We start from the raw sequence: 22,349 nt of genomic DNA on the forward strand, positions 1-22,349 counted from the left end.
TATTTCACAGATTCATTATACTATGACAACAAGCAAAAAAGCAAGCTTTCTTTTTAAAAAAAGCTTGCTTGTGAATTCATGGTTTTTGTTTTCTTGCTTTTGTCAGCGAATGGGCTATTCCGCTGTCCATTCACTAACCTTGTCTGGATTGGCTTCAATCCATTTTTGAGCGGCTTGACTAGGATCCGTCCCGTTAGCAATCTCTAACATCACGGATTCCATGTCTTCAAGGGACCAATGGAAGTTGGCTAGGATTTGATAAGCCCGAGGGTTGTCTTCTTGGAAACCTTGACGGGTATAGGTGTTAATGGTTTCTCCTTCGCCGTAAACCCCTTTCGGATCTTCCAAGTATTTCAAGTCATACTTAGCAAATTTCCAGTGGGGGTTCCAACCCGTTACCACAATCTCTTCTTGGTTATTGTAGGCTTGGCCTAGAGAAGTCGCCATGGCCCCTGAGGATGAAGAAGCTAAGTTCCAAGATCCTAGATTTGGGTATTCTTGGAGCGCTTTCTCAGTGGAGGCCATAATGCCGGCTCCCGGTTCAATCCCGGTAATGGTTTGGCCGGCTTCTGAACTCAAGTCTTCAATAGAGTTGACTTGGTCCATATAGGTTGGTACCACTAGACCAGTACGGGCGCCTTCAAGACTGACCCCTGCATGAACAATTTGGTCACCATACTGTTCAATTTGCTCCCCATGAGTAATCGGTAACCAGGCCGACACCATGGCATCCGATTCGCCACTGGCCACTGAAGACCACATGATGGCGTTATCCAAGGGAACTTGTTCAACGTTAAAGCCTTCTTGGCGTAAGACTTCAGCAATCACTTGCGTTGAAGCCACTTCACTGTCCCAGTTCACATAAGCTAGGGTAACGGTTTCGCCACCAGCTCCGCCTCCTGAAAAGAGGCTACTTTTATAGGAATCTTCACTCCCAAAGGTTAAGAGTAAGCCAAGGACAGCTAAGAGAGCGAGGGCAATTTTTTTAAACAATGTTCATCCTCCTTTACTTATCACGTGAGGCAAAGCCATTAGTAATCCGGTCAACCACGATGGCTAAGATAACGATGGCTAAACCAGCCACGAAACCACTACCGACTTGGGCCCGTTGTAAGGCCGATAGGACATCGCGTCCTAAACCTGGTGCCCCAATCATGGAACCAGTAACGACCATGGATAGCGCTAGCATCACGGTTTGGTTGACCCCAGCCATAATGGTGGCTTGGGCTAAGGGAAGTTCTACCTTAAAGAGTTTTTGCCATGGGGTTGACCCGAAAGCGTCGGCTGCCTCGATCAATTCGGTAGAAATTTGGGTAATCCCCAGCTCGGTAAAACGAACCGTTGGTGGGAGGGCAAAGATCACGGAAGCGAAGACTCCCGGTACCATCCCAATTCCAAAGAAGGCTACCGCCGGAATCAGGTAAACGAAGGCCGGCATGGTTTGCATAAAGTCCAGAATCGGTTTGAGGATAATGTGAACCCACTTACTTTTGGCCGACAAAATCCCTAATGGAATCCCAATAATAATGGAGACCAAGGAGGAAATCAGGACCAAAGTAATGGTTTGGGTCAACTGACTCCACAAACCTTGGTTGAGGACATAACCCAAACCAAGCAGGACAAAGACTGGAACTCCGAAGCGACGATTGGTAGCAAAGTAGGCCAAGACAGCCACTAGGAGAATGAATAAAAACGGTGGGAACCATAGTAAGACATCATTCACCGAGTTCATCACGGTTGACCCGATACTTTGGACCACATCAAAGAGTCCTGAGAAAGTCGTAGTTAGCCAATTGGTGGCTGCTTCCACCCAGTCAGCAACTGGTAGGGGGTCTAAGGGAAATAATAGGATATTATTCATTGTTATCGCCTCCTTGTCCAGATAATTGGTCAATCACTAAGCGACGGTCCACATAGCCGAGCAAGCGTTCGTCATCGTCAACCACCGCGATCGGCATATTGGTATCACTCATGAGGTCATACATTTCGTTAATTGGAGTATTGCGATTGACCAAAGGATTATCGGTACGGATAATTTCATCCACATGGATATTCTTCGTATGTTTATTTTGGCGGATTAAGTCAGCCAGGTCCTTGTCAGTGACATAACCATGGATTTTACGGTCCCCGTCAATCACATACAAGGTCGAGGTATGCTCGTTTTGCATAATCTTCAAGGCCACGCGAGCTCCGACCCGGTCCTTATTGAAGACATAGCCCGGAGCTTCCATAGCATTTTCAGCAGTAAAGACCTTGGACCGGTCCACGCCGCCAACGAAGGTTTCTACATAGTCATTGGCAGGATTTTCTAAGATTTCTTCCCCAGTACCAATTTGTTCAATGTGACCATTACGCATCAAGACAATCCGGTCACCTAAACGTAAAGCTTCATCTAAGTCGTGGGTAATAAAGACGATGGTCTTATTGAGCTTACTTTGCAGCTCAATGAGTTCATCTTGCATGTTGGCACGAATCAAGGGGTCTAAGGCAGAGAAGGCTTCATCCATTAAGAGGATGTCGGTATCGCTAGCTAAAGCTCTCGCCAAACCTACCCGTTGCTGCATACCACCAGATAATTGTTCTGGCAGTTGGTCTTGGTAGGCGGATAGGCCCATGGTTTCTAAGGCATCTTGGGCCCGTTTCCGTCTTTCTTCTCCGTCAACACCTTGAATTTCTAGACCAAATTCGGTATTTTCGAGAATGGTTTTATGAGGGAAAAGCGCAAAACTTTGGAAAACCATGCTAACTTTCTTGCGGCGGATATTGCGCAATTCTTCATCATTAGCTTGGGTGACACTTTCCCCATCAATACTTACCTGGCCATGGGTCGGTTCAATCAGGCGGTTAAGCATCCGCAGTAAGGTTGACTTCCCTGAACCAGAGAGTCCCATAATGACAAAGATTTCGCCATCATTGACTTCAAAAGAAGCATCGTAAACCCCAACCGTGGCGCCGGTTTGGTTAACGATTTCTTCTTTGGATTCACCCTTTTCCACTAATTTTTTCGCTTTATCTATGGCTTGGGCTGAGCCAAATATTTTAGTCAAATTTTCTACTTTTATTGACGCCATAATTTCTCCTCTCTCGCAATTGATAATAAAAACACAATAATAAACCTATCAAAAGCCAGGCTATATTTCAAAACTTATGGCTAGCCTGTCTGTCTGAAGAGAGTTTTTCTCATTTTTCTCATCTTTTTCTCATAAAATTAAAAAAACCGCTTAGCAATAGGCATAAGCGGCGGCTTTTTTTCTAGACTTTTTTCACTTTTAATACAATGTAAAGGCTTTTCTAAGAATTTTTATTTTTATTAAAATTTCCGTCTAAATGCTAACCCTTTTGATCGACTTAGCGTTGGCTGACCAAGACCCAGTAGCCCTTGTCGCGGTCAATCTCGGTCACGTTATTAAAGACCTCTTCCATTTTCTTTTTAGCACTGGGAGCGCCTTGTTTCTTTTGGATCACTACCACCAGGTCTCCCCCTGCTTCCAAGTGGTCATAGGCCCCTTCAATAAAGGCGTGGACCACTTTCTTCCCGGCTCGAATAGGAGGATTGGTGATAATCAGGTCATAATCATGGTCGCTGAGGCCTTCATAGGCCGATGAAAGGTAAAAGTTAGCTGGTCCTACCTGGTTCAAGGCTAAATTTTCCTTGGCCAAGGCCAGAGCCCGTTCATTGACATCAACTAGGTCCAAGTGGGCTTCGGGATAATGGTCACCGAGTACCACCCCGACTGGACCGTAGCCTGAGCCCAAGTCCAGGATCTTATGATAAGACTTCCCTTGCTTTAAGAGAGCTTCCAGCATCACCCGGGTACCATAGTCTAAGCGCCCCCGCGAAAAAACCCCACTATCGGTGATAAATTCATAAGTCCGCCCATCGACCACGGTCTGCCAGGTCTTCTTATCATGGGCCAATTGGCTGTTATCTTCAAAATATTGATGACTCATCACTTCACATCCTTTCCTCCTATTTTACTGGTAGATTCCCCTAGTCACAAGGAAATTTTCTCTATCAAAAAAGCGATGGTCAGATTGTCTGCCATCGCTAGTTGCTTTGTTTCATTTAGGGCTTCAGCCCGCTGCTATTGACTTATTTTTTCACTTCTTTTAAGACTTCACTGGGGGCTTCGGGCAGGTTTTTCTTCTCTGCTTGTTTTCTCGCCCAGGAAGTAACCAGTGGGGTCAAGATTGCGGTCACGATCACGGAAGTCGCTACAATGGCGGTGGCTGATTCAGCTACCGGTTGGAACTGTTCAGAGATTCCCGCAATCACAGCTGGAACGGCAACAGCAGCCCCAGCAGTAGAGGATTGGGCCCAACCCGCAACGCCGTCAGAACCTAACCATTTAATATCTAAGAAGGAGAGCAAGCCACCGGTAACTAGTACCACAGCCACACCAACGATCACGCCGCTAAGTCCGGCTTGGAATATGGTCTTAAAGTTCAGGGTATAACCTAAGGCAAAGATAAAGAAGGGAATCAAAATCCCTACCCCAGGCGCATACTTATCGCGCACGTCGGAGTCCAAGGTCCCTCCAATTAAACCTAAGGCAAAAGGTAAGAGGGTAGACACGATGGAACCAAATGGGAAGCTGGCCCCGGTTAAGCCGAGGATCAACATAGTAAAGAAGGGCCCTGATTGGATAGCAATCATGGGAAAGGCGGCCAGGTCATATTCACGCCCTTCAGGAATAATCGACACATAAAGTCCCCCATTGGTTTGACTAAAGGCGGTCACTACTGCCAGAGTGGATACCCCAGTGAGGAGACCGCTTTGAATGCCTTCTGCTGGTAGAATGGCACCAAGGATTAAGCCCAGAGCCAAAGCAATTAAGAGCCGGCCTCCTGATAAGAGTAAGCCCTTCTTCGCAATATAGCCCCCAGAAGCATTGAGGTTGACTGAGGCCCCCACACAGAAGAAGAAACAGAACAGGACAGCGGATGACCCGGTCAAGTAGGCCCCAGTCACCCCACCAAAGTATTCGTGGGCTGTGGGCCAGAGGGTGTTGAGTAAGGTCCCCGCTAAGAGGGGCACAATAATATTTCCGCCCGGGATTTTAGCAATGGATTTTTCAATTTTCATCTTTGACCACCTTCCTTAAGCCCGTTTGGTATTGACCATAAATTCTTCCAATTCTTCTTGGTTAGGCAAGCCGTCATTGTCACCTTCAAAGGTCACTTGACGAGCTCCAATGGCGTTACCGCGCAAGATACTGTCTTCTAAGGATAGGCCTTCCTTCAAGCCAGAAATCACACCCACCGCAAAACCGTCACCGGCGCCAACTGTATCAATTGGAGTGACTTGGTAACCGGCTACTTGGCCACTCTTACCGTCACTAGTTGCGTAGTAAGCTCCGGAAGCCCCGGTTTTAACGATCACAATTTTCACACCCAAGTCCAGGTAGAATTTGGCGATATCTTCCGCCTTGTCTAAACCCGTTAAGATCTTCCCTTCTTCTAAACCAGGTAGGAAGATGTCCACGGATTTAGCGGTTTCGTTGACGAATTCAACCATGCGGTCATGGTCCCATAATTGTGGACGCAAGTTAGGGTCGAAGGAAATTACCTTACCCGCCTTGTGCATGTATTCCACTGCTTTCTTGGAGAAGTTATAGCAGTCCTCTGATAAAGCTGCAAAGATGGAAGTCACATGCATATAGTCTGCTTGGCCAAAATAATCTTCGTCAAAGTCTTCCACACTCATGGTTGAAGCGGCTGAGCCCTTACGGAAGTATTCAATAGCAGGGTCATCTTCTTCGTTCTTTTCCTTAATGTACCAACCAGTAAAGCGTTCATCCGTGGTTTGAACACCCGTAGTATCAATACCTTCCTTAGCCATGGCCTTGGTGATAAAGCGGCCCAACATGTCCTCACCTAACTTGGTCACCAGACCAGTTGAGTGCCCTAAACGGCATAAGCCCGCAGCCACATTGGTTTCCGCTCCCGCTAGAGCTCGAGACCAGTTATTGACGTCTTCTAAAGCGCCCGGTTCATTAGCATAAAACATATATAAAGGTTCACCAAAAGTTACAAAATCTAAATGCATATTGATTGCCTCCTCTAAGTCTTCTCACTACACTGTCAGATTAACCGGTTCGAAAGTAGGTTAACCGGTTTCCTAATTAAAGAATAAAGACAAAAGCAAGAAAAGTCAAGGAAAAATGTAAGCGCTTCGATAGTATTTATTAAAAAAGTGCCCCAGGAGGCACTTACTGTTTCCTTCACTAGTATTATCTTTGTTTTCCATTAAACTGAGGACCGTAGAGAAATATGGGAGGGGATGGCTCGATAACCGGCTTTCAGGCTTTTTTGAGACTCTATGGCTTGTAGTAAGTTTTCCGCTAGGGCTGCCCCGATCCTTTCCGTGGGTTGTTCAATACTGGTAATCCCCGGACCTATCATATCAGTCATGTGCCAGTCGTCAAAGCCCGTCACCCCCACCTCTTGGGGGACCTGGAAGTGTCCTTGCTTCAATATACGCAAGACTTCAATCATTACTCGGCCATTATTGCAGAAAAAGAGCGTCTTTTGTTGGCCAGCAAAGCCTAGGATCGCTTCCTGCCAGTTTTTTTGCCCTACTTCAATTAATTGGACGGGAGCAGGCGCACAGGCCGTAACGACGGCCTGATAGCGGTCTTGTCGGGTAGAGACCGGTGCCAGGACTTCACTCACCACTACAAAGGACTGGTAGTCGGCCAGATTCACCTGGTCAAAGAGCCGGCTAATAACCGCTTCGTTATCAGTTCCAATGGTTAACCACTGACTAGGATAGGTTTTCCGGTCAGCCAGGATGAGGGGGAGCTGCATGTCTTCAATAAACTGGTAATTCTCACTAGTGATGGCCGCTGGTTGGAGGATAATCCCATCGACATTTTGATCAATTAGGCGTTCCAGATATTGGTTTTCCAAGTCAACCTCCCCTAAGGAATCCAAGATGATCATCTGCCACTTAGCCTGATTGAAGACCTGGCTCATCCCCTTGAGCAATAAGGAAGCGTACATATTGGAAATATCGGCAATGACCACACCAATTAAATAGGAGCGCTTGGATTTGAGCGCCTGGGCTTGACGGCTAGGTCGGTAGTCGAGCTCTTCAATGACGGCTTTTATCCGCTTTTTGGTAGCGGGCGACATTTTATGATATTTCTTATTCAGATAGCGCGACACCGTGGTCTTAGACACCCCGGCTTGGTCGGCAACTTCTTGGATGGTCACACGTTTATTCATTACTAATCCCTTTCCCATTTAGTCCTATCTATTATAGCAGACCGGGAGGGGATTTTTTGAAAGATAATATGCTTTTTCATCGCCTTCAAGGAGCTTATTAGCCATGCTGATGACAATTCCTCAGTAAATAAAAAGAGCTTAAGACAAAACACCTTAAACTCTTTGAGTTATGAATATATCTAAAACGTATTTCGGGTGCAGATCGATCTCCACTTCACTAAAGTGCAAGAATTTCTTTTCAGAATTTTTGCTCTTTTCTTCCAGTTGCTATAGCTGTTCGAAGCGTCAGCGAGTTACAGATATAGTATGCGTAGCGGTTTCGTCCTTTGGCGTGACTGTCACACTCTAATAAAAAAAAGAGCTGTAACTGTTGTTACAACCCTTTTCATCATTAGAATGATTATTTAAGTTCAGCTTTACCGCCGGCTTCTTCGATAGCAGCTTTAAGAGCTTCAGCTTCTTCTTTAGGAAGACCTTCTTTAACAACTGCTGGAGCGCCGTCAACTAAGTCTTTAGCTTCTTTCAAGCCTAAGCCAGTAGCTTCACGAACAGCTTTGATCACTTTGATCTTAGCTGCGCCTGCTTCGGTTAATTCAACGTCGAAGTCAGTTTTTTCTTCAGCTGCTGCTTCACCAGCACCTGCACCTGCAACTGCTACAGGAGCTGCAGCAGAAACGCCGAATTCTTCTTCAATTGCTGATACTAAGTCAGCTAATTCTAAGATTGTTGCTTCTTTTAAGTCAGCAATAATTTGTTCAATATTTAAAGCCATCTTTAAATTCCTCCATTTATTTAAGTGATTTCTTTGGGATTCTACATCATTAAGCTAAAAGCCACTGATTATTCAGCTGCTTCAGCTGGAGCATCTTCTTCCATCTTGTCTTGTACTGCTTTAACAGCATAAGCCACGTTGCGGACTGGTGCTTGCAATACAGAAAGTAACATAGATAGTAAACCGTCGCGGCTTGGTAAGGAAGCAATCTTGTGGATTTCTTCTTTAGACATGATCTTACCATCGATAACCCCACCCTTAAGTGATAGGGCATCAGCATCCTTAGCAAAGTTTGCTAAGATACGTGCTGGTGCAACAGCATCTTCAGCACTGAAAGCCACAGCAGTAGGTCCTTGGAAGACTTCTTCATGGTATTCAATACCAGCTTGGTCTAAAGCACGACGCATCATGGTATTCTTAATTACCTTGAAGAAAACATCTTCGTCACGTAATTGTTTACGCAACTCAGTAACCTCAGAAACTGTAAGACCTAAATAGTCAACTACCACGAAGGAAATTGAATTATTAATACGTTCAACAATTGCATCAACTTCTTGTTGTTTTTTAGCAATAGCTTGTTCACTCACTCAGTTTCACCTCCGATAAAATAAGATAGAGTTTTTTATAAGCAATAAAAAACTCCATGTCCCCAAAAGACACAGAGATTATGCAGACACTATAAGGCTTATAGTGTTATTATCTCCCTCGGTTAGAAATTAAGGCCCAGAGCCACTAACTGTCTTCGGTTCGCTTTGATTTAAATAATCAACATTAAATATAATACTCAAATCACTTGAACTTGTCAACACTTCTTTTAAAAAATATCGACTTAGTTGTAAGTCGTTATGAGCATCCGTTCTGCTTTTGAAATGTGGTCGTTGAAAAGCCATGGCACCAGTTCGGGCCAAGGTCCCTCACTTAGCGAGCTTCAAACGGCTAGTACGGCTGATGCCTACTATCCGGTAATTCACATCGCTTGCTTATTCATGGCTAACGACCCATTTCAAAGCGCCACTCCTGCTCATAACGATTTACCAAGTACATTTTATTTTAAGACTAATTGTAAGCAAAAAAAAGACCGTGATTTTTACCACAGTCTCTTCTTTCATTCAATTAGATGTCTTCACCGATTGAGCTTGGGTCTACTTGGATACCAGGTCCCATGGTGGTGGTGATGACTAAGTTTCTGATGTAACGACCCTTAGCTGCAGCTGGTTTTTCACGAACTAAGGTATCATGAATAGCCTTGAAGTTTTCAAGTAAGTCTTCAGTGCTGAAGGAAACTTTACCAATTAAGGTATGAACGTTCCCACCGTTGTCAGCACGGTATTCAATTTGACCAGCTTTGATGTCGTTAACTGCTTTAGTCACATCTTGGGTAACGGTACCAGTTTTAGGGTTAGGCATTAAACCTTTAGGTCCTAATACCCGACCTAAACGACCGATTTTACCCATCATGTCTGGGGTTGCTACAACAACGTCAAAGTCCATCCAACCATCGTTGATTTTTTGAACTAAGTCGTCGTCGCCAACATAATCAGCACCTGCGTCTTTAGCTTCTTGAGCTTTTTCACCTTGAGCAAAGACTAAAACAGTTTGGCTCTTACCGGTTCCTTTAGGTAGAACCATAGCCCCACGGATTTGTTGGTCGTTTTTCTTCACTTCAATCCCTAAACGGTAAGATACTTCAAAGGAAGCATCAAAATTAGCGAAGTCAATGTCTTTTAATAATTCGATAGCCTCTTTGGCATCGTATTTTTTAGTCGCATCGATTTTTTCGTATGCTGCTTTTAATTTCTTAGATTGTTTTGCCATTTTATTTCATTCCTCCTATGTGGTTTTAACGGATAGTCCTCCCACTCATAACACCGTATTAGGCGTTATGGCGATTGACTGAGCGATCTAGACAACGTTTGCTAGGGATTAGCCTTCTACAACGATTCCCATTGAACGTGCAGTACCTTCAATCAAACGCATAGCAGCTTCAACGTCGGCTGCGTTAAGATCTTGCATTTTGGTTTCTGCAATTTCACGTACTTGATCTTTTGTTACGGTAGCGACTTTGTTCTTGTTAGGTTCGCCGGAACCTTTTTCCACATTAGCGGCTTTCTTCAATAAGTCTGCTGCTGGTGGGGTCTTGGTAACAAAAGTAAATGAACGGTCTTCATAAACAGTAATCACAACAGGAATAACGTATCCTTGTTGTTCTTGAGTTTTAGCGTTAAATTCTTTACAGAATCCCATAATGTTAATACCCGCTTGACCTAATGCAGGACCAACAGGTGGTGCAGGACTTGCTTGCCCAGCAGGGATTTGTAATTTAACAACTGAGTCTACTTTTTTAGCCACGAAACATTCCTCCTTAGTTCTTGTCCGTGTTGTGGTTTAGTGGAGTTTAAAGATTTCTCCTCCCACAGTTGTAGCGTCTTCTAAGAGGACGTACACAATTTATTATTAAAGCACAAAGCAACACACTTTGCAAGTGATATTTTATCTTTTCTCCATTTGGTCACTACGGTAGCGGTGTCGGTAATTATAGTAGGCACTATAGGCCATCCCAAATAGGATAGCTAAGGGGAGGACGGTCAGCCAGGCGAGCGAAGCCACAAAGAGATTCCAGCCACTCACTAAGACTTGGCCCAGTCCGGCTCCCAATAAGGTCCAGAAGATACAAGGCAGGATAGCGCCCGCTTTGACCTTGTGGTTGAGCACTTGACCCAACAAGCTACCGATAACAACCGCCAATAAAAATAGCCATAACCAAGCCATGTCCTACTCCTCCCCTCGTCAATGAACTAGACTTAGGCGTCTAGCTTATCCACTTGGTCAAAGTCCACTTCAGCAATGGTTTCCCGACCAAACATTTCAATAGTTAATTTGAGTTTTTGGTGTTCTTCGTCGATTTCTTCAATCCGACCCTCTAAACCAAGGAAGGCGCCATCGATAACTTCCACCACTTCGCCATCTTCAAAGCTAATATCACGTTTAGGCGCAGAGATACCTTGAGAACGTAAGAGACGGTGAACTTCATCTGGAAGTAAGGGGACGGGCTTAGACCCTTGACCGTGAGAGCCGAGGAAACCGGTCACGTTAGGGGTATTGCGGACCACGAACCAGGCTTCGTCACTCATAATCATTTCCACGAAGACATAACCCGGGAAGGTTTGGGTCTTGACTACTTTTTCTTGGCCTGATTTGGTTTTTTGTAATTTTTCTTCTTCTGGAACGACCACACGGAAGATATATTCTTCCATATCCATGGAAGTAATCCGGCTTTCCAAGTTTTCTTTGACTTTATTTTCGTATCCTGAATAGGTATGCAGGACATACCATTGTTTTTGTGGTTCAATTTCAGTCGCCATAACTCTCTCCTTTTTATCCTAAATGAAAAAACCTTCCGCTAGGGAAAGGTCCTTGTTTACTTGCTGTTATTATACCACACTCACAAAGAGAGGCAAGCGCCCAGTAGGCGGCCTGTCTGTCCCTTTAGAGTTGAATATAGAGGTTAAATAATTGGGTGACGATCTCATCAGTGAGCCCTAAGAAGACGGCCATGATGATAATGGTAACGATAACGATCGCGGTGTCGCGACGTAATTCACGTCCGCTCGGCCAGGTGACCTTTTTTAGTTCTTTAAATGCGTTAATCATATGCTCTCCTCAATAACTAATCCTACTTGGTTTCCTTATGCAAGGTGTGCTTGTTACAAAAGCGACAGTACTTTTTTACTTCAAGTCGCTCGGTACGGGCCGTGTTATTACTTTTAATGGTGTAATTACGAGACCCACACTCAGAACAAGCTAAAATGATTTTATTGGATGCCATAGTCAAGCCCCTTTTCTCTTCCATCTTAAACATGGTAACGACTTTAAGTAGTAAAGTCAACTTTTTCTTAGGAAAAGTGCCCGGCCAGTTAATCCTCTTCCGCCTGGTGACGGCGCCACTTGGCCCGTAAGCGGTAATAGGCATGTCTCACCTGCTTGGTTGACACCCCTAATTCTTGGGCCAAGGTCTCATCACTTTTTTGGGCCAGGTGACCATTTAAGACCGCCCTTTCTAAGGGAGATAGGGTCAGCTGGTAAGATTGATAGCTTTCCTTCAATAGATAGGCCTGGTCCGGACTGGAATAATGCCGTTGGGGAATCTGGTTAAGGAAGGCAGGCCCTCCGTCCTCACAAACGATTCCGTCATAGTAGACCCTTTTGGCCTTGGGAAGGCGTTTTTTGGAAGCTTGCTTACGCATTTGGTCAATGATCCGACTTTCAATTCGTCGCCCTAAGGCAGAAAAAAGACTATAGCTGTAACCCAGGGCCTGGAAGTCCTGGCAGACTTCATAGAGACTGATGGCCGCTAATTGAAAATAGTCATCTACATCTTCAATATGGCCGTAATACTTACGCAAAAAGAAATAAACGGTTGAACGATGGCGCTCATATAAAACTTCAAAGGCCTGGTCATCGCGGCCTTCCACTAACAAATGAATTAAATCTTGGTTTTCCATTTCCTCATAGGAAAGCATTTCTTCCACGGTATCACTCCATTACTCCTCACTCTGACTGAGATCATCCAGCAGGTTCTTGAGCGTTTGTAATTGGTGAAAGGTCCACGGATTTCGCCTTTGATAATTCAAGGCGAGCCGGTCGTGATTCTTTTCGCCCCGGCGGATCTTTTTTTCGGTTTGCTGAACATTCTTTAAGAGTTCCAGGGCGGATTGGCGAATAGCCCCCTGTTGAAAGACCAGCCGCTGTTCAGCCAGGTCAGAGGTAGCGACCGTGACATTGGTCAAGACGCCCACCTGGCGCTGGATCATGGCTTCAATGTAGGAGTCTGCCGTCTGCCCTTCAGCAGTAAAGACTACATTCAAGCGGTACTTCTTATAAGACTTGGAGAGTCCCGGGACAAACATGGCATCAAAAACTACCCAGCATGCCAAGGCATGGTAAGCCGCATAATTAGACAAGCGCTGTAGCAATTGGTCGCGGGCGCCTTCAATATCGTCTTGGCCCTTGAGTTTAACCAGTTCTGGCCAAGCCCCGATCATATTATAGCCATCCACAATAAGTACTTCCCTGCGCATACACATTTCACCACCTTGGCATTTCTTAAGGGGTCAGCCGCCTTTTCCCATAGACTTCATACATGACTAAAGCTGCCGCCACACTGGCATTCAAGCTCTGAACATGGCCCCGCATAGGAATGGTTAATACCCCATCTAAGGACTTTTTGACCCGGGGAGAAATCCCCTTCTCTTCGTTACCAATGACTACGGCGATTGGTAAGCTGGCATCCATGTCCCAATAGTCTTGGCCTTCCATGTCGGTACCAAAGACCCACAGACCCCTTTCCTTCAACACTTCAATGGTTTGGGTCAAGTTGGTTACCCGGGCTACGGGCAGGTATTCAATGGCCCCAGTCGAAATCTTAGCCACGGTCGGGGTCACTCCAGCTGCCCGGTGCTTAGGAATAATAATTCCATGTGCCCCACAGGCATCCGCCGTCCGTAAAATACTGCCCAGGTTATGGGGGTCCATAATCCCGTCCAAGAGGATAAAGAAAGGATCTTCCTCGCAGTCTTTAGCCACTTGGAATAAATCATCCACACTATAATACTGGTAGGCTGCCACTTCTAAAACAAAACCTTGGTGGTTCGCTCCTTGGGTCAACTGATCCAAATCGCGCTTAGACCGATAGCTGATGGGAATCTGGCGATCCTTCAAGCCCTTTTCGACTGCTTGATGGCGTTTAGAATGTTGGCCTTCTTGCAGGTAGGCTTGGTAGATTTCTTGTGAGCTGTCCAGGGCGGCTTGGACCGCATGGTAGCCCAAAACGAAATCTTTTGGCGATTTTTTTGACTTAGGACTCATCCTTATCCTCCTCTAAGTATGCAAAGCTGGCTTGGCTCAAGGCCTGGAAGCGGTCGGTATCCACCAGGTATAAGTAGCCCATTAAGGCTTCCAAACCCGTCGCTAGCCGGTAGGAATGGATATCCGCATTTTTAGCTGAGCTGTGACTTTGGCTGTTACGTCCCCGCTTAAAAATACTAATTTCGCTTTCAGTTAAAGCCTGACTATCCAGCAAGTGCTTGACCAGTTTAGCTTGGGCCTTGGCACTGACAAAGTGGGTGGCCCGCTCATGAAGATCATGGGGGCGGGTGAGACCACTAGCCACTAGATGGGTCCGTACCTGGATTTCCCAGGCGGCGTCACCCAGATAAGCCAGGGTCAGGCCGCTTAATTGTTTGACTGCCTTCTTATCCATTATTTACTTCTTCTCCAACGGGTTCCTTGCGGGGTGTCATCCAAGATGATCCCTTGGTCAAGTAACTCTTGGCGGATGGCATCACTGCGGTCATAGTCCTTATCCAAGCGGGCTTGGTCTCTTTCTTCAATGAGGGCTTGGACTTCACTATCCAGGATAGTCGCATCTTGAAATTCAATGCCGATAATAGCTAACCATTGGCTAAGTTGTTGGTCATAGGCCTCAAGAACTGCTTGGGAAACTTGCGGAGCTTCCATATAGATATTAATCCGTTTGAGGGCTTCATAAATCACTGTTAAGGCGTTAGGAACATTGAAATCATCATCCATAACTTGGATAAAATGTTCATCCAGGGCCTGTAATTCACCTAATTCTTTCTCATCATCTGCTAGACTTTCCTTAGCATCTTGTAAACGATAGTTGATATTATCATGGGCGGTTTGCAAGCGTTCCAAGTTTCTTTGGGCTTCTTCCAAGTTGCTGTGGCTGAACTTGAGCGGAGCCCGGTAGTGGGCACTGGCTAGGAAGAAGCGCACGATGGTCGGTTCGACTTCTTTCAAAAGGTCATGAGCGAGGACAAAATTACCTAAGGACTTACTCATCTTTTCCCCGTCGTCACCCATAGTCACAAAGCCGTTATGTAACCAGTAGTTCACAAAGGTTTTTCCGGTCCGGGCTTCCGATTGGGCCCGTTCATTTTCATGGTGAGGGAAGACTAAGTCTGCGCCGCCACCGTGAATATCCAAGGTATCGGCGAGGTAACGGGTAGACATGACCGAGCATTCAATATGCCAACCAGGCCGTCCTGCCCCCCATGGGGAATCCCAGGAAGGTTCGCCGGCCTTAGCCGCCTTCCAGAGGGCAAAGTCCACGCTATCCTCTTTCTTGCCTTGTTCATCGGCACTCACACGCTCGCTGGCACCGCTTCTTAAGTCATCAATGGATTGGTCACTCAATTTGCCGTAAGAAGAAAAACTCCGGGCCCGGTAATAGACATCTCCGTCCACCACATAGGCATAGTCCTTATCCACCAGGTCTTGGACAAATTCAATAATAGCGTCAATATTTTCCAGAACCCGGGGATTGAGGGTCGCCCGTTTGACATTAAGCTTGTCAATATCTTCATAGTAGGCGGCAATATATTTGTCAGCAACTTCACGGCTAGTGATTCCTTCTTCTTGGCTGCGTTTAATAATTTTATCGTCAACGTCGGTGAAGTTAGAGACAAAGTTCACTTCATAGCCGCGGTATTCCAAATAGCGACGGATCACGTCAAAGGCCACAATACTGCGGGCATTACCGATGTGAATATAGTTGTAGACAGTTGGTCCACACACATACATATTCACCTTACCGTCATTAATGGGGTGAAATTCTTCTTTCGCTTTGGTTAAGGTATTGTAAACTGTTAACATTTTTAAAATCCCTTCAGCAATAAATTCAATAGTTCAAATAGAATCTTAGGACCATTTTACCATTGATTGCCGCTTTTTAACAATCTCTCCTTAATAAGCCGTGACCTCTGGCATCCTCCTCTCCCGGGATCATTCTTTTTAGCAGGGAATAAATAAGATTCTCCCTGCTCCTTCATTAAAGCCAATCCCCTCAGAAAGTGTCAACCAAGCCCGTGTTAGTGGGATTTTCCACTCTAAAATTAGCCATCATTTTCAGCTATAAAAATTCACTTCTTTGCAATACAAGATGCCCTGAGTTTCTCTTGATCAGCCCTGATTAAAAAGGGATATCTTATTCAGGAAATGAAAGCGATCTCATGAGAATGGACTAAGAGGAAATTAAAGTTCCTCTCGGCTGAACAAAAATAAGGGCCATAAAGCGGGAGAAAAGGATATTTTAAATCGGTAACAGCAAATAATAAAAGAAGAAGGCTAGCCAAGCCAAGAAAAAAGATCTTTACCTTTTTCTGTTGGTGAATAGTTATTTAACAAAATTTGTTTGAATAGCCAAGAGCAGAAGTGGCGCTTTGAATTTCGGCTTTAACCATGAACAAGCAAGCGATGTGAAATACGGATAGTAGGCTGAAAGCCGTACTAGCCGTTTGAAGCTCGCTAGGTGAGAGACCTAGAGCTCGAACCGATGCCATGGTTTTCAAAGCCAACATTCAAAAGCAGAACGTATGCTCATTTACACAATTTGACAAACAAATAAAAAGGCCCTGACCTTAGTCAGCAGCCTCTTTCATTCTTTATCCAATTATTCCCGCCACCAGGTGTCATAAAGGTTAATCGGCAGGTGGCGTTTATGTTGAGATTTTTGATACCAGTTTTCGATGGTTTGAGCGTCTTGGTCACTGACGTCTTGACCTTCCAGATAATCATCAATGGCTGGATAGGAAACCCCCAAAGCCTCTTCATCCGGCAATTGGGGCCGGTCATCTTCTAAGTCAGCAGTGGGCACCTTGTCATAGAGGTGGGGTGGACAATTCAAGGCCTTGAGTAACTGTTTGCCTTGACGCTTGTTTAAGCGCCAGAGAGGAACAATATCAGAGGCTCCGTCACCAAACTTGGTATAAAAACCAGTTACGGCTTCAGCAGCATGGTCAGTCCCTACCACGACCCCACTGCATTGGCCGGCGATGGCATATTGGACCACCATCCGTTGACGGGCCTTAATATTTCCCTTGTTGAAGTCGGAGAGCTCCAGTCCCGCTTCCGCTAAGGCGGTCACTTGCTGGTCAACTGCCCCTTTAATATTGACATCCAGGACCTGGTCAGGCTGGATAAAATCCAGGGCATCCTTGACATCTTGGGCATCGGACTGTTGGCCATAAGGCAGGGTGACTGCAATAAACTGATAAGCTTGGTCCTGGGTCGCTTGGCGGATTTGTTCAATGGCCATTTGGCACAACTTCCCCGCCAGGGTTGAGTCCTGCCCCCCACTGATCCCTAGCACTAAAGTTTTCAGAAAGGGATAGCGCTTGAGGTAGTCAGTAATAAAGGTCAGGCTGCGCTCGATTTCATCATCACTGTCGATGCTAGGCGCCACTTTTAAGGCTTGGATAATCTCTGCTTGTTGTTGTCGCATGGTCTTATTCTCCTCATCTTCCTGCTGCAATCGGAGCTGGTCGAACTAATCTGCATTGACTTGGTTCTTTTTGGCCCCAGCTTTGACCCGTTCATGGATGGCGTGAATACTATCCATCTTCAAGTCATAGAGTTCTTGTGACAAGTCAACCGGGTAAGCTTCGGGGTTGAGGATCCGTTTGTATTCGTCCCAAAGTGCCGCTAAGCTTTCTTCAGCATAGGCCTTGACCTCTTCTAGAGCTGGCAGGTCATAAACCCGTTTGCCATCTTGGTAGACAGTTTGTAAGAGCGGACGGGCAGAAAAGTCTTCAACCGTCTTATTAATATAAGTATAGGTAGGATGGAACATGTAGAGGGGTTGACTGGTGTCAAGCTCTTCATCTTCAACCGTCACATAGTCCCCTTCAGACTTACCATCCAAGTTATTGGTGATCCGCCAAATTTGTTTCTTACCTGGAGTGGTGACTTTTTCAGGCGAAGAGGACAGCTTCATGGTTGGCACCAAGTCACCCTTTTCGTCTTCAATGGCACATAACTTATAGACCCCACCTAAGGAAGCTTGGTCATAGGCCGTAATTAACTTAGTCCCGACACCCCAAGAATCCACCTTAGCCCCTTGCATTTTGAGATTAAGGATAGTTTTTTCATCCAGGTCGTTGGAAGCCACGATAATAGCATCCGGATAGCCGGCTTCATCCAGCATCTTACGAACGCGTTTGGAGAGGTAGGTAATATCCCCGCTATCGATACGGACACCGACAAAGTTGATTTTATCCCCCATTTCCCGGGCTACCCGAATGGCATTGGGAACTCCAGAATTCAAGACGTCATAGGTATCTACTAAGAAGACGCAATTCTTGTGGGACTCCGCATAGTGCTTAAAGGCCTCATAGTCAGACCGGTAGGCTTGGACCATAGCATGGGCGTGGGTTCCTGAAACGGGAACGCCAAGAATCTTCCCAGCTCGGACATTGGAAGTCGAATCAAAACCACCGATATAAGCAGCCCGCGCCCCCCAAATGGAAGCATCGAGTTCATGGGCCCGGCGCGCTCCAAATTCAGCCAAGGCGTCATTACCACACACGGTCCGAATCCGAGAAGCCTTGGTAGCAATCAGGGTTTGGAAGTTAATAATATTCAAGAGGGCGGTTTCAATGAGCTGACAGTCAGCCAAACTGCCTTCGACTTGAAGCAGAGGCTCATTAGCAAAGCAGACCTCTCCTTCCACCATGGAACGGATGGTTCCGTTAAATTGGAAGTTGGCTAAATAGTCCAAGAATTCTTCCGGATAATTTTGAGTTTCACGCAGGTAGGCAATATCTGTTTCGTTAAACTTTAAGTTATCCAGGTATTGGGTCAAGTGCTCCAAACCAGCAAAGATGGCATAACCGTTTTCAAAGGGGTTATTACGGAAATACATTTCAAAGACGCAACGTTGGTCAGCATTCCCTGCTTCCCAGTAGGTCTTCATCATATTAATTTCATAAAGGTCAGTGTGTAAGGCCAGACTATCATCTGGATAGATTGTCATTTTTTTCACTCCACATTCTCTTAAATTTGCTTCAACATAGCGTTATTTGAGTGTTTCTATTATACCATTTTACCAGCCAAAGCCATAGATTTAACCCCAATTGTAACATAAATAAGCAAACAGTAAGCATTAGAGTGCGACAAGCGCAAAAAGAGGGGAGACCATTGGAAGAAGTGCGTCGTAAATCCTCAATGAGGATTTACAAGGACTTCTGAAATGGAGCTCACCTCGCGCTTGGAGCACGTTTGATTAGAGTGCGAGGTGACGGGAAAAAGTGAAACGCTGGAAGAAATATGCGGAAATCCTTGAAAAGGATTGCCAAATATTTCTGAAGCGGAGTTCACTTTTGTCACCGAGCAGGTTTGGTTAGAGTGCGAGGCGACGGGAAAAAGTGAAACGCTACGCATACTCTATTTGTACGTCGCTTTGCTTCCTACAGCAGAGCACGACAGTCATAAAAAAAGGCTGAGAATTTCTCCCAGCCTTTTGGAAAAGATTATTTTTCTAAATGTGTGTGACTCTTACACTCTACCTAAACGTGTTCCAGTCACAGGACGAACGTCCGCTTCAAAAACTGGTAACGCTCAGCTCTGCTGAGCTTATCCCAGTTTTCTCCAGCGATTTCGTCCTCTAGTGTGACTGTCACACTCTCTTCTTTATTCCACTAACTCAATCCCCATTTTTTCGATGTCTTCGCGGTCTTCTGTTGGTAGGTTGTCTTCGTCAATCCCACTGGAGGAGACTTTTTCGAAGAGGACTTTGATGGTTTGTAAGAGGATCTTCATATCCAATATCAAGGAATAGGTCTTGATGTAAATAAGGTCAAAGTTCAACTTACTATTAAAGTCAGAAGCATATTTCCCATAGACTTGGGCGTAACCGGTTAGGCCGGCTTTGACATTATGGCGCAAGTAGTAATGGGAGTTTTGTTTTTGGAATTGGTCCACAAAGAAAGGCCGTTCTGGACGAGGGCCAACGAGGGACATGTCCCCTTTCAAAATATTGATTAATTGGGGTAATTCATCGATGCGGACAGCCCGGATAAACTTCCCGACCGGGGTAATCCGCGAGTCATTCTTACGGGCGATCACTGGACCCGATTGGACCTCGGAATCCACCACCATAGAGCGAAACTTCAGGATTTCAAATTCCTTGCCATTCTCAGTAATCCGCACTTGCCGGTAGAAAACCGGACCACGAGAAGTTAACTTGATGGCAATGGCTGTTAAGAGCATGATTGGTGAAGCAATGATTAACAGGATCAAGGAACAAATAATATCTAACCCTCGCTTAATCAAGGCCTGGTCAGCAGGAATCCGAAAGTCAGAAGTCTCAATAATAGACTCATCTTCAAAGCTCATGATATTGGGGTTGACCATGACCAAGTTCTCAAACTTGGAATTGAGGAAGAGTTTCTTCTCCTTCTGCATGAGAAGGCCATAAATTTTTAATTTCTCTTTTTCTGGGATCGACGAAGCCATATAAACAATATCGATATCGTCTAGGCGTTTACAGATATTATTATAGAAATCCGATAAGACCACATGGGTCACAAGGTGGCGAGAGCTCTTACTATTCTTAAAGTTATAAATGGCCGAAAAGACTTCGTCCTCGTAACCAATAATCATAACCCGCTTAGTTGAGGCATAGCGGCGGTAGATACTAAAGACCAAACTCCTAAAGAAATACAGGAGGGTCACACTGACAAAGAAGTCAATCAAGATCACCAAACGGGGAAAGGCAAACCAACGACCGATAAAGCTCAAAATCATGGTCATGGCCGCAGTCAAGCCCTGGTCAATCAAGGTAATGAAAAATAAATCCCCTCGGGTCTTGTTATAAAGGACATAGATCCCGGACAAGAGGTTGATCACTAAGAAAATCAGCATGATCCAAGGGAAGACACTCTGGAAGGCCTCCCCATTTTCTAAGGGAATATAGCGACTTTGATAGCGGATTAAAAAGGAAATCAGATAGGAAAGGAATAAAATCAGCGCCTCAGTTGCCCAAATGACAATGCGGTACCAATTGGTCCATTCTCCATTTTTTTGCATGGCTTAAAGCCTCCTCTGTAGATTCTTCCATCAAAAAAGAGCGGCTGAACCGCTCTTTCCTAGTTCATTAGGCCTATTTTAGCACAAAAGCAGGCAATGAGAATAGCTGCCCTGTTAAGATTCATTTAAATCTTACTGGCCATTAGCTGCTCCACCTTCTCCAGCTGCTGGGCCGACGCTTTCCACTACGCCACTTTCAGTTGGTGGAGTAGTTGGTTGACCTTCACCAGTTGGTGGAGGCGTTGTTTCACCGCTCGGTTGACTTGGCTGACTCACCTCAGGTTGAGGGCCTGGTTGGCTGGTGGAAGGTGTGCTGGTGCTGGTTTGACTGTTTTCTGAACTTGCTTGGTTACTTTGGCTCGACTCTTGTGGTTTTTCCGCTTGAGAGGACTGACTAGCCTGACTGCTTTGTGAAGCTTGTTGACTTTGTGATTGGGATTGAGGAGAGGATTCTTGAGCCTGGGATTGGGATTGAGATTGTGATTGGTTATTTTCAGGCTTCTCTTCTCTGGGTTGTTGTACCTGTCTGGCTGGACGATTTTGCCGGCTTTGTTGTTCATGTTGGGCATTAGCTTGGTCAGCTGCTTGGCGCAAGCGTTGGGTTTCTGCTTGGAGATCTTTATTCTCTTGGTCGACCCGGGCCTCTTCTTGTTTAGCTTCGCTTTCAATTTTCTTCTTCTCTTCTGGCGTTGCCTTGGCTTCATTGGCCGCTTGTAACTTACGGTTACGGATCACATCGATCACTTCATTATGGGCCTTGCCTAAACGTTCCAGTAATTCCGCCTTGAGATAAGGATTTTCTTCTTTTTCAATCTTTTCCTTCATGTCATCAATGGCTTGGTCTAATTGATCATAGGTCAAGCTAGCATTGTCTTTCAGCTTTTGGATTTCTTCCTCAAATTCTTTAAAACGTTGCCCTTGTTGGTCAGCTTGGTCAACGAGGCCGTTTAAGGCTTGGTAGAACTCGTCGCCATCACTTGGCCATTGCTTTTGTTGGTCTTCCTTAAACTTGTTGAGGTCATCCTCTTTAAGGTCCTTATTGAGCAAGACATATTTCTGTACCGTTGCCCCATTCAAGGCCGGTTTATCCTTAATTTTCTCAAAGAGGTGGTTGACCCCTTCTTGGGCCTTAAAGCGTGCTTCCACTTGGTCCAACTGCTTATTCAGGTCCTTGCGCGCACCGGAATAACGGTTTAGCCCTTCTACTTGGCTTCTCACTGCTTCAATTTCGGTTTTAGCGATATTTTCTTTTAGGAAAGTTTTATGGTCATCATAGTACAGGGCGCTAACTGCCTTTTCAGCGGCTTCCACGCTCCCATCACTTTTTTCCTGCTTGATGTCTTGGTTCTGCATGACCGCGTAAACACCGCCACCCAAGACGACCACAACGGAAAGTAAGGCAACAATGACTGCTTTCCAATTCAGCCGTTTCTTCATATTTTCTCCGCTCCTCATTACTTAT

22 protein-coding genes, 1 pseudogene and 1 other annotated feature are annotated in these 22,349 nt (G+C 45.4%); all 23 genes and pseudogenes read right to left on the bottom strand.

All coding sequences use genetic code 11. The features are described 5' to 3' along the window. Positions 1 to 114: 114 nt before the first annotated feature. The 23 genes and pseudogenes from DBT49_RS08290 to DBT49_RS08400 all read right to left on the bottom strand — a co-directional run bounded on the left by DBT49_RS08290 (position 115) and on the right by DBT49_RS08400 (position 22,324). Positions 115 to 1,861, bottom strand: a pseudogene (locus DBT49_RS08290) (ABC transporter permease/substrate binding protein). Continuing rightward, on the bottom strand, positions 1,854 to 3,071 hold the full coding sequence (locus DBT49_RS08295; protein WP_070558280.1) for a quaternary amine ABC transporter ATP-binding protein: 1,218 nt from the start codon (positions 3,069 to 3,071) through the stop codon (positions 1,854 to 1,856). Before DBT49_RS08295 ends, DBT49_RS08290 begins: the two are co-directional and overlap by 8 nt. Positions 3,072 to 3,348: 277 nt before the next feature. Beyond that, the gene (locus DBT49_RS08300) at positions 3,349 to 3,951 is read right to left on the bottom strand and encodes a class I SAM-dependent methyltransferase (protein WP_083300390.1); all 603 of its coding nucleotides are present in this window, start codon (positions 3,949 to 3,951) and stop codon (positions 3,349 to 3,351) included. Positions 3,952 to 4,093: 142 nt separating this feature from the next. Then, positions 4,094 to 5,086, bottom strand: a complete 993-nt coding sequence (locus tag DBT49_RS08305; RefSeq protein WP_070558276.1) for a 2-keto-3-deoxygluconate permease — start codon at positions 5,084 to 5,086, stop codon at positions 4,094 to 4,096. A 15-nt stretch (positions 5,087 to 5,101) separates the two neighbouring features. Beyond that, a complete protein-coding gene (locus DBT49_RS08310) occupies positions 5,102 to 6,049 on the bottom strand; it encodes a sugar kinase (RefSeq protein ID WP_070558275.1) in 948 nt (315 codons plus the stop codon). 200 nt (positions 6,050 to 6,249) lie between these two features. Beyond that, the gene (locus tag DBT49_RS08315; protein WP_070558273.1) at positions 6,250 to 7,230 is read right to left on the bottom strand and encodes a LacI family DNA-binding transcriptional regulator; all 981 of its coding nucleotides are present in this window, start codon (positions 7,228 to 7,230) and stop codon (positions 6,250 to 6,252) included. Positions 7,231 to 7,630: 400 nt separating this feature from the next. After that, positions 7,631 to 8,002 carry a 50S ribosomal protein L7/L12 gene (rplL, locus tag DBT49_RS08320; protein WP_060778761.1) on the bottom strand — a complete coding sequence of 124 codons (372 nt, stop codon included), beginning with the start codon at positions 8,000 to 8,002 and terminating at the stop codon, positions 7,631 to 7,633. A gap of 68 nt (positions 8,003 to 8,070) precedes the next feature. After that, positions 8,071 to 8,589, bottom strand: coding sequence for a 50S ribosomal protein L10 (rplJ, locus tag DBT49_RS08325; RefSeq protein WP_064293510.1), 519 nt, complete (start codon positions 8,587 to 8,589; stop codon positions 8,071 to 8,073). Between the two features lie 37 nt (positions 8,590 to 8,626). Further along, positions 8,627 to 8,766 (bottom strand) — a sequence feature (ribosomal protein L10 leader region). A gap of 349 nt (positions 8,767 to 9,115) precedes the next feature. Beyond that, entirely contained in the window at positions 9,116 to 9,817 is a 702-nt protein-coding gene (gene rplA / locus DBT49_RS08330; protein ID WP_064292599.1) for a 50S ribosomal protein L1, read from the bottom strand. A gap of 108 nt (positions 9,818 to 9,925) precedes the next feature. Beyond that, positions 9,926 to 10,351 carry a 50S ribosomal protein L11 gene (gene rplK, locus DBT49_RS08335; protein ID WP_013669514.1) on the bottom strand — a complete coding sequence of 142 codons (426 nt, stop codon included), beginning with the start codon at positions 10,349 to 10,351 and terminating at the stop codon, positions 9,926 to 9,928. Between the two features lie 141 nt (positions 10,352 to 10,492). Then, the gene (locus DBT49_RS08340) at positions 10,493 to 10,771 is read right to left on the bottom strand and encodes a hypothetical protein (RefSeq protein WP_070558271.1); all 279 of its coding nucleotides are present in this window, start codon (positions 10,769 to 10,771) and stop codon (positions 10,493 to 10,495) included. Positions 10,772 to 10,803: 32 nt separating this feature from the next. Further along, positions 10,804 to 11,364 (bottom strand): transcription termination/antitermination protein NusG, encoded by a 561-nt coding sequence (nusG, locus tag DBT49_RS08345; RefSeq protein ID WP_060778764.1) that lies wholly within the window; start codon positions 11,362 to 11,364, stop codon positions 10,804 to 10,806. Positions 11,365 to 11,488: 124 nt separating this feature from the next. Then, positions 11,489 to 11,653 (bottom strand): preprotein translocase subunit SecE, encoded by a 165-nt coding sequence (secE, locus tag DBT49_RS08350; protein ID WP_064292597.1) that lies wholly within the window; start codon positions 11,651 to 11,653, stop codon positions 11,489 to 11,491. A gap of 22 nt (positions 11,654 to 11,675) precedes the next feature. Further along, entirely contained in the window at positions 11,676 to 11,828 is a 153-nt protein-coding gene (gene rpmG / locus DBT49_RS08355) for a 50S ribosomal protein L33 (protein WP_060785005.1), read from the bottom strand. Positions 11,829 to 11,916: 88 nt separating this feature from the next. After that, the gene (locus DBT49_RS08360; protein WP_224786518.1) at positions 11,917 to 12,522 is read right to left on the bottom strand and encodes a sigma-70 family RNA polymerase sigma factor; all 606 of its coding nucleotides are present in this window, start codon (positions 12,520 to 12,522) and stop codon (positions 11,917 to 11,919) included. A 21-nt stretch (positions 12,523 to 12,543) separates the two neighbouring features. Beyond that, the gene (locus DBT49_RS08365) at positions 12,544 to 13,080 is read right to left on the bottom strand and encodes an NYN domain-containing protein (RefSeq protein ID WP_070558267.1); all 537 of its coding nucleotides are present in this window, start codon (positions 13,078 to 13,080) and stop codon (positions 12,544 to 12,546) included. A 25-nt stretch (positions 13,081 to 13,105) separates the two neighbouring features. Continuing rightward, positions 13,106 to 13,867 (bottom strand): 23S rRNA (guanosine(2251)-2'-O)-methyltransferase RlmB, encoded by a 762-nt coding sequence (gene rlmB / locus DBT49_RS08370; RefSeq protein WP_070558265.1) that lies wholly within the window; start codon positions 13,865 to 13,867, stop codon positions 13,106 to 13,108. Continuing rightward, positions 13,857 to 14,261: a Mini-ribonuclease 3 gene (locus DBT49_RS08375; RefSeq protein WP_070558263.1), complete on the bottom strand. Its 405-nt coding sequence runs from the start codon at positions 14,259 to 14,261 to the stop codon at positions 13,857 to 13,859. Before DBT49_RS08375 ends, rlmB begins: the two co-directional genes overlap by 11 nt. Then, complete coding sequence (cysS, locus tag DBT49_RS08380) at positions 14,261 to 15,676, bottom strand: cysteine--tRNA ligase (RefSeq protein ID WP_070558261.1); 1,416 nt, start codon at positions 15,674 to 15,676, stop codon at positions 14,261 to 14,263. The genes DBT49_RS08375 and cysS overlap by 1 nt, the downstream gene beginning before the upstream one ends. A gap of 796 nt (positions 15,677 to 16,472) precedes the next feature. Then, entirely contained in the window at positions 16,473 to 17,303 is an 831-nt protein-coding gene (gene nadE, locus DBT49_RS08385; RefSeq protein ID WP_070558259.1) for an ammonia-dependent NAD(+) synthetase, read from the bottom strand. A 45-nt stretch (positions 17,304 to 17,348) separates the two neighbouring features. Beyond that, the gene (locus DBT49_RS08390) at positions 17,349 to 18,833 is read right to left on the bottom strand and encodes a nicotinate phosphoribosyltransferase (RefSeq protein ID WP_070558257.1); all 1,485 of its coding nucleotides are present in this window, start codon (positions 18,831 to 18,833) and stop codon (positions 17,349 to 17,351) included. 656 nt (positions 18,834 to 19,489) lie between these two features. Beyond that, positions 19,490 to 20,887: a sugar transferase gene (locus tag DBT49_RS08395; RefSeq protein ID WP_070558255.1), complete on the bottom strand. Its 1,398-nt coding sequence runs from the start codon at positions 20,885 to 20,887 to the stop codon at positions 19,490 to 19,492. A gap of 132 nt (positions 20,888 to 21,019) precedes the next feature. After that, the gene (locus DBT49_RS08400; RefSeq protein ID WP_111872400.1) at positions 21,020 to 22,324 is read right to left on the bottom strand and encodes a GumC domain-containing protein; all 1,305 of its coding nucleotides are present in this window, start codon (positions 22,322 to 22,324) and stop codon (positions 21,020 to 21,022) included. Positions 22,325 to 22,349: the final 25 nt, after the last annotated feature.

The sequence above is a fragment of the Aerococcus mictus genome (genome assembly GCF_003286595.3).
In the GTDB taxonomy this organism is placed as follows: domain Bacteria; phylum Bacillota; class Bacilli; order Lactobacillales; family Aerococcaceae; genus Aerococcus; species Aerococcus mictus.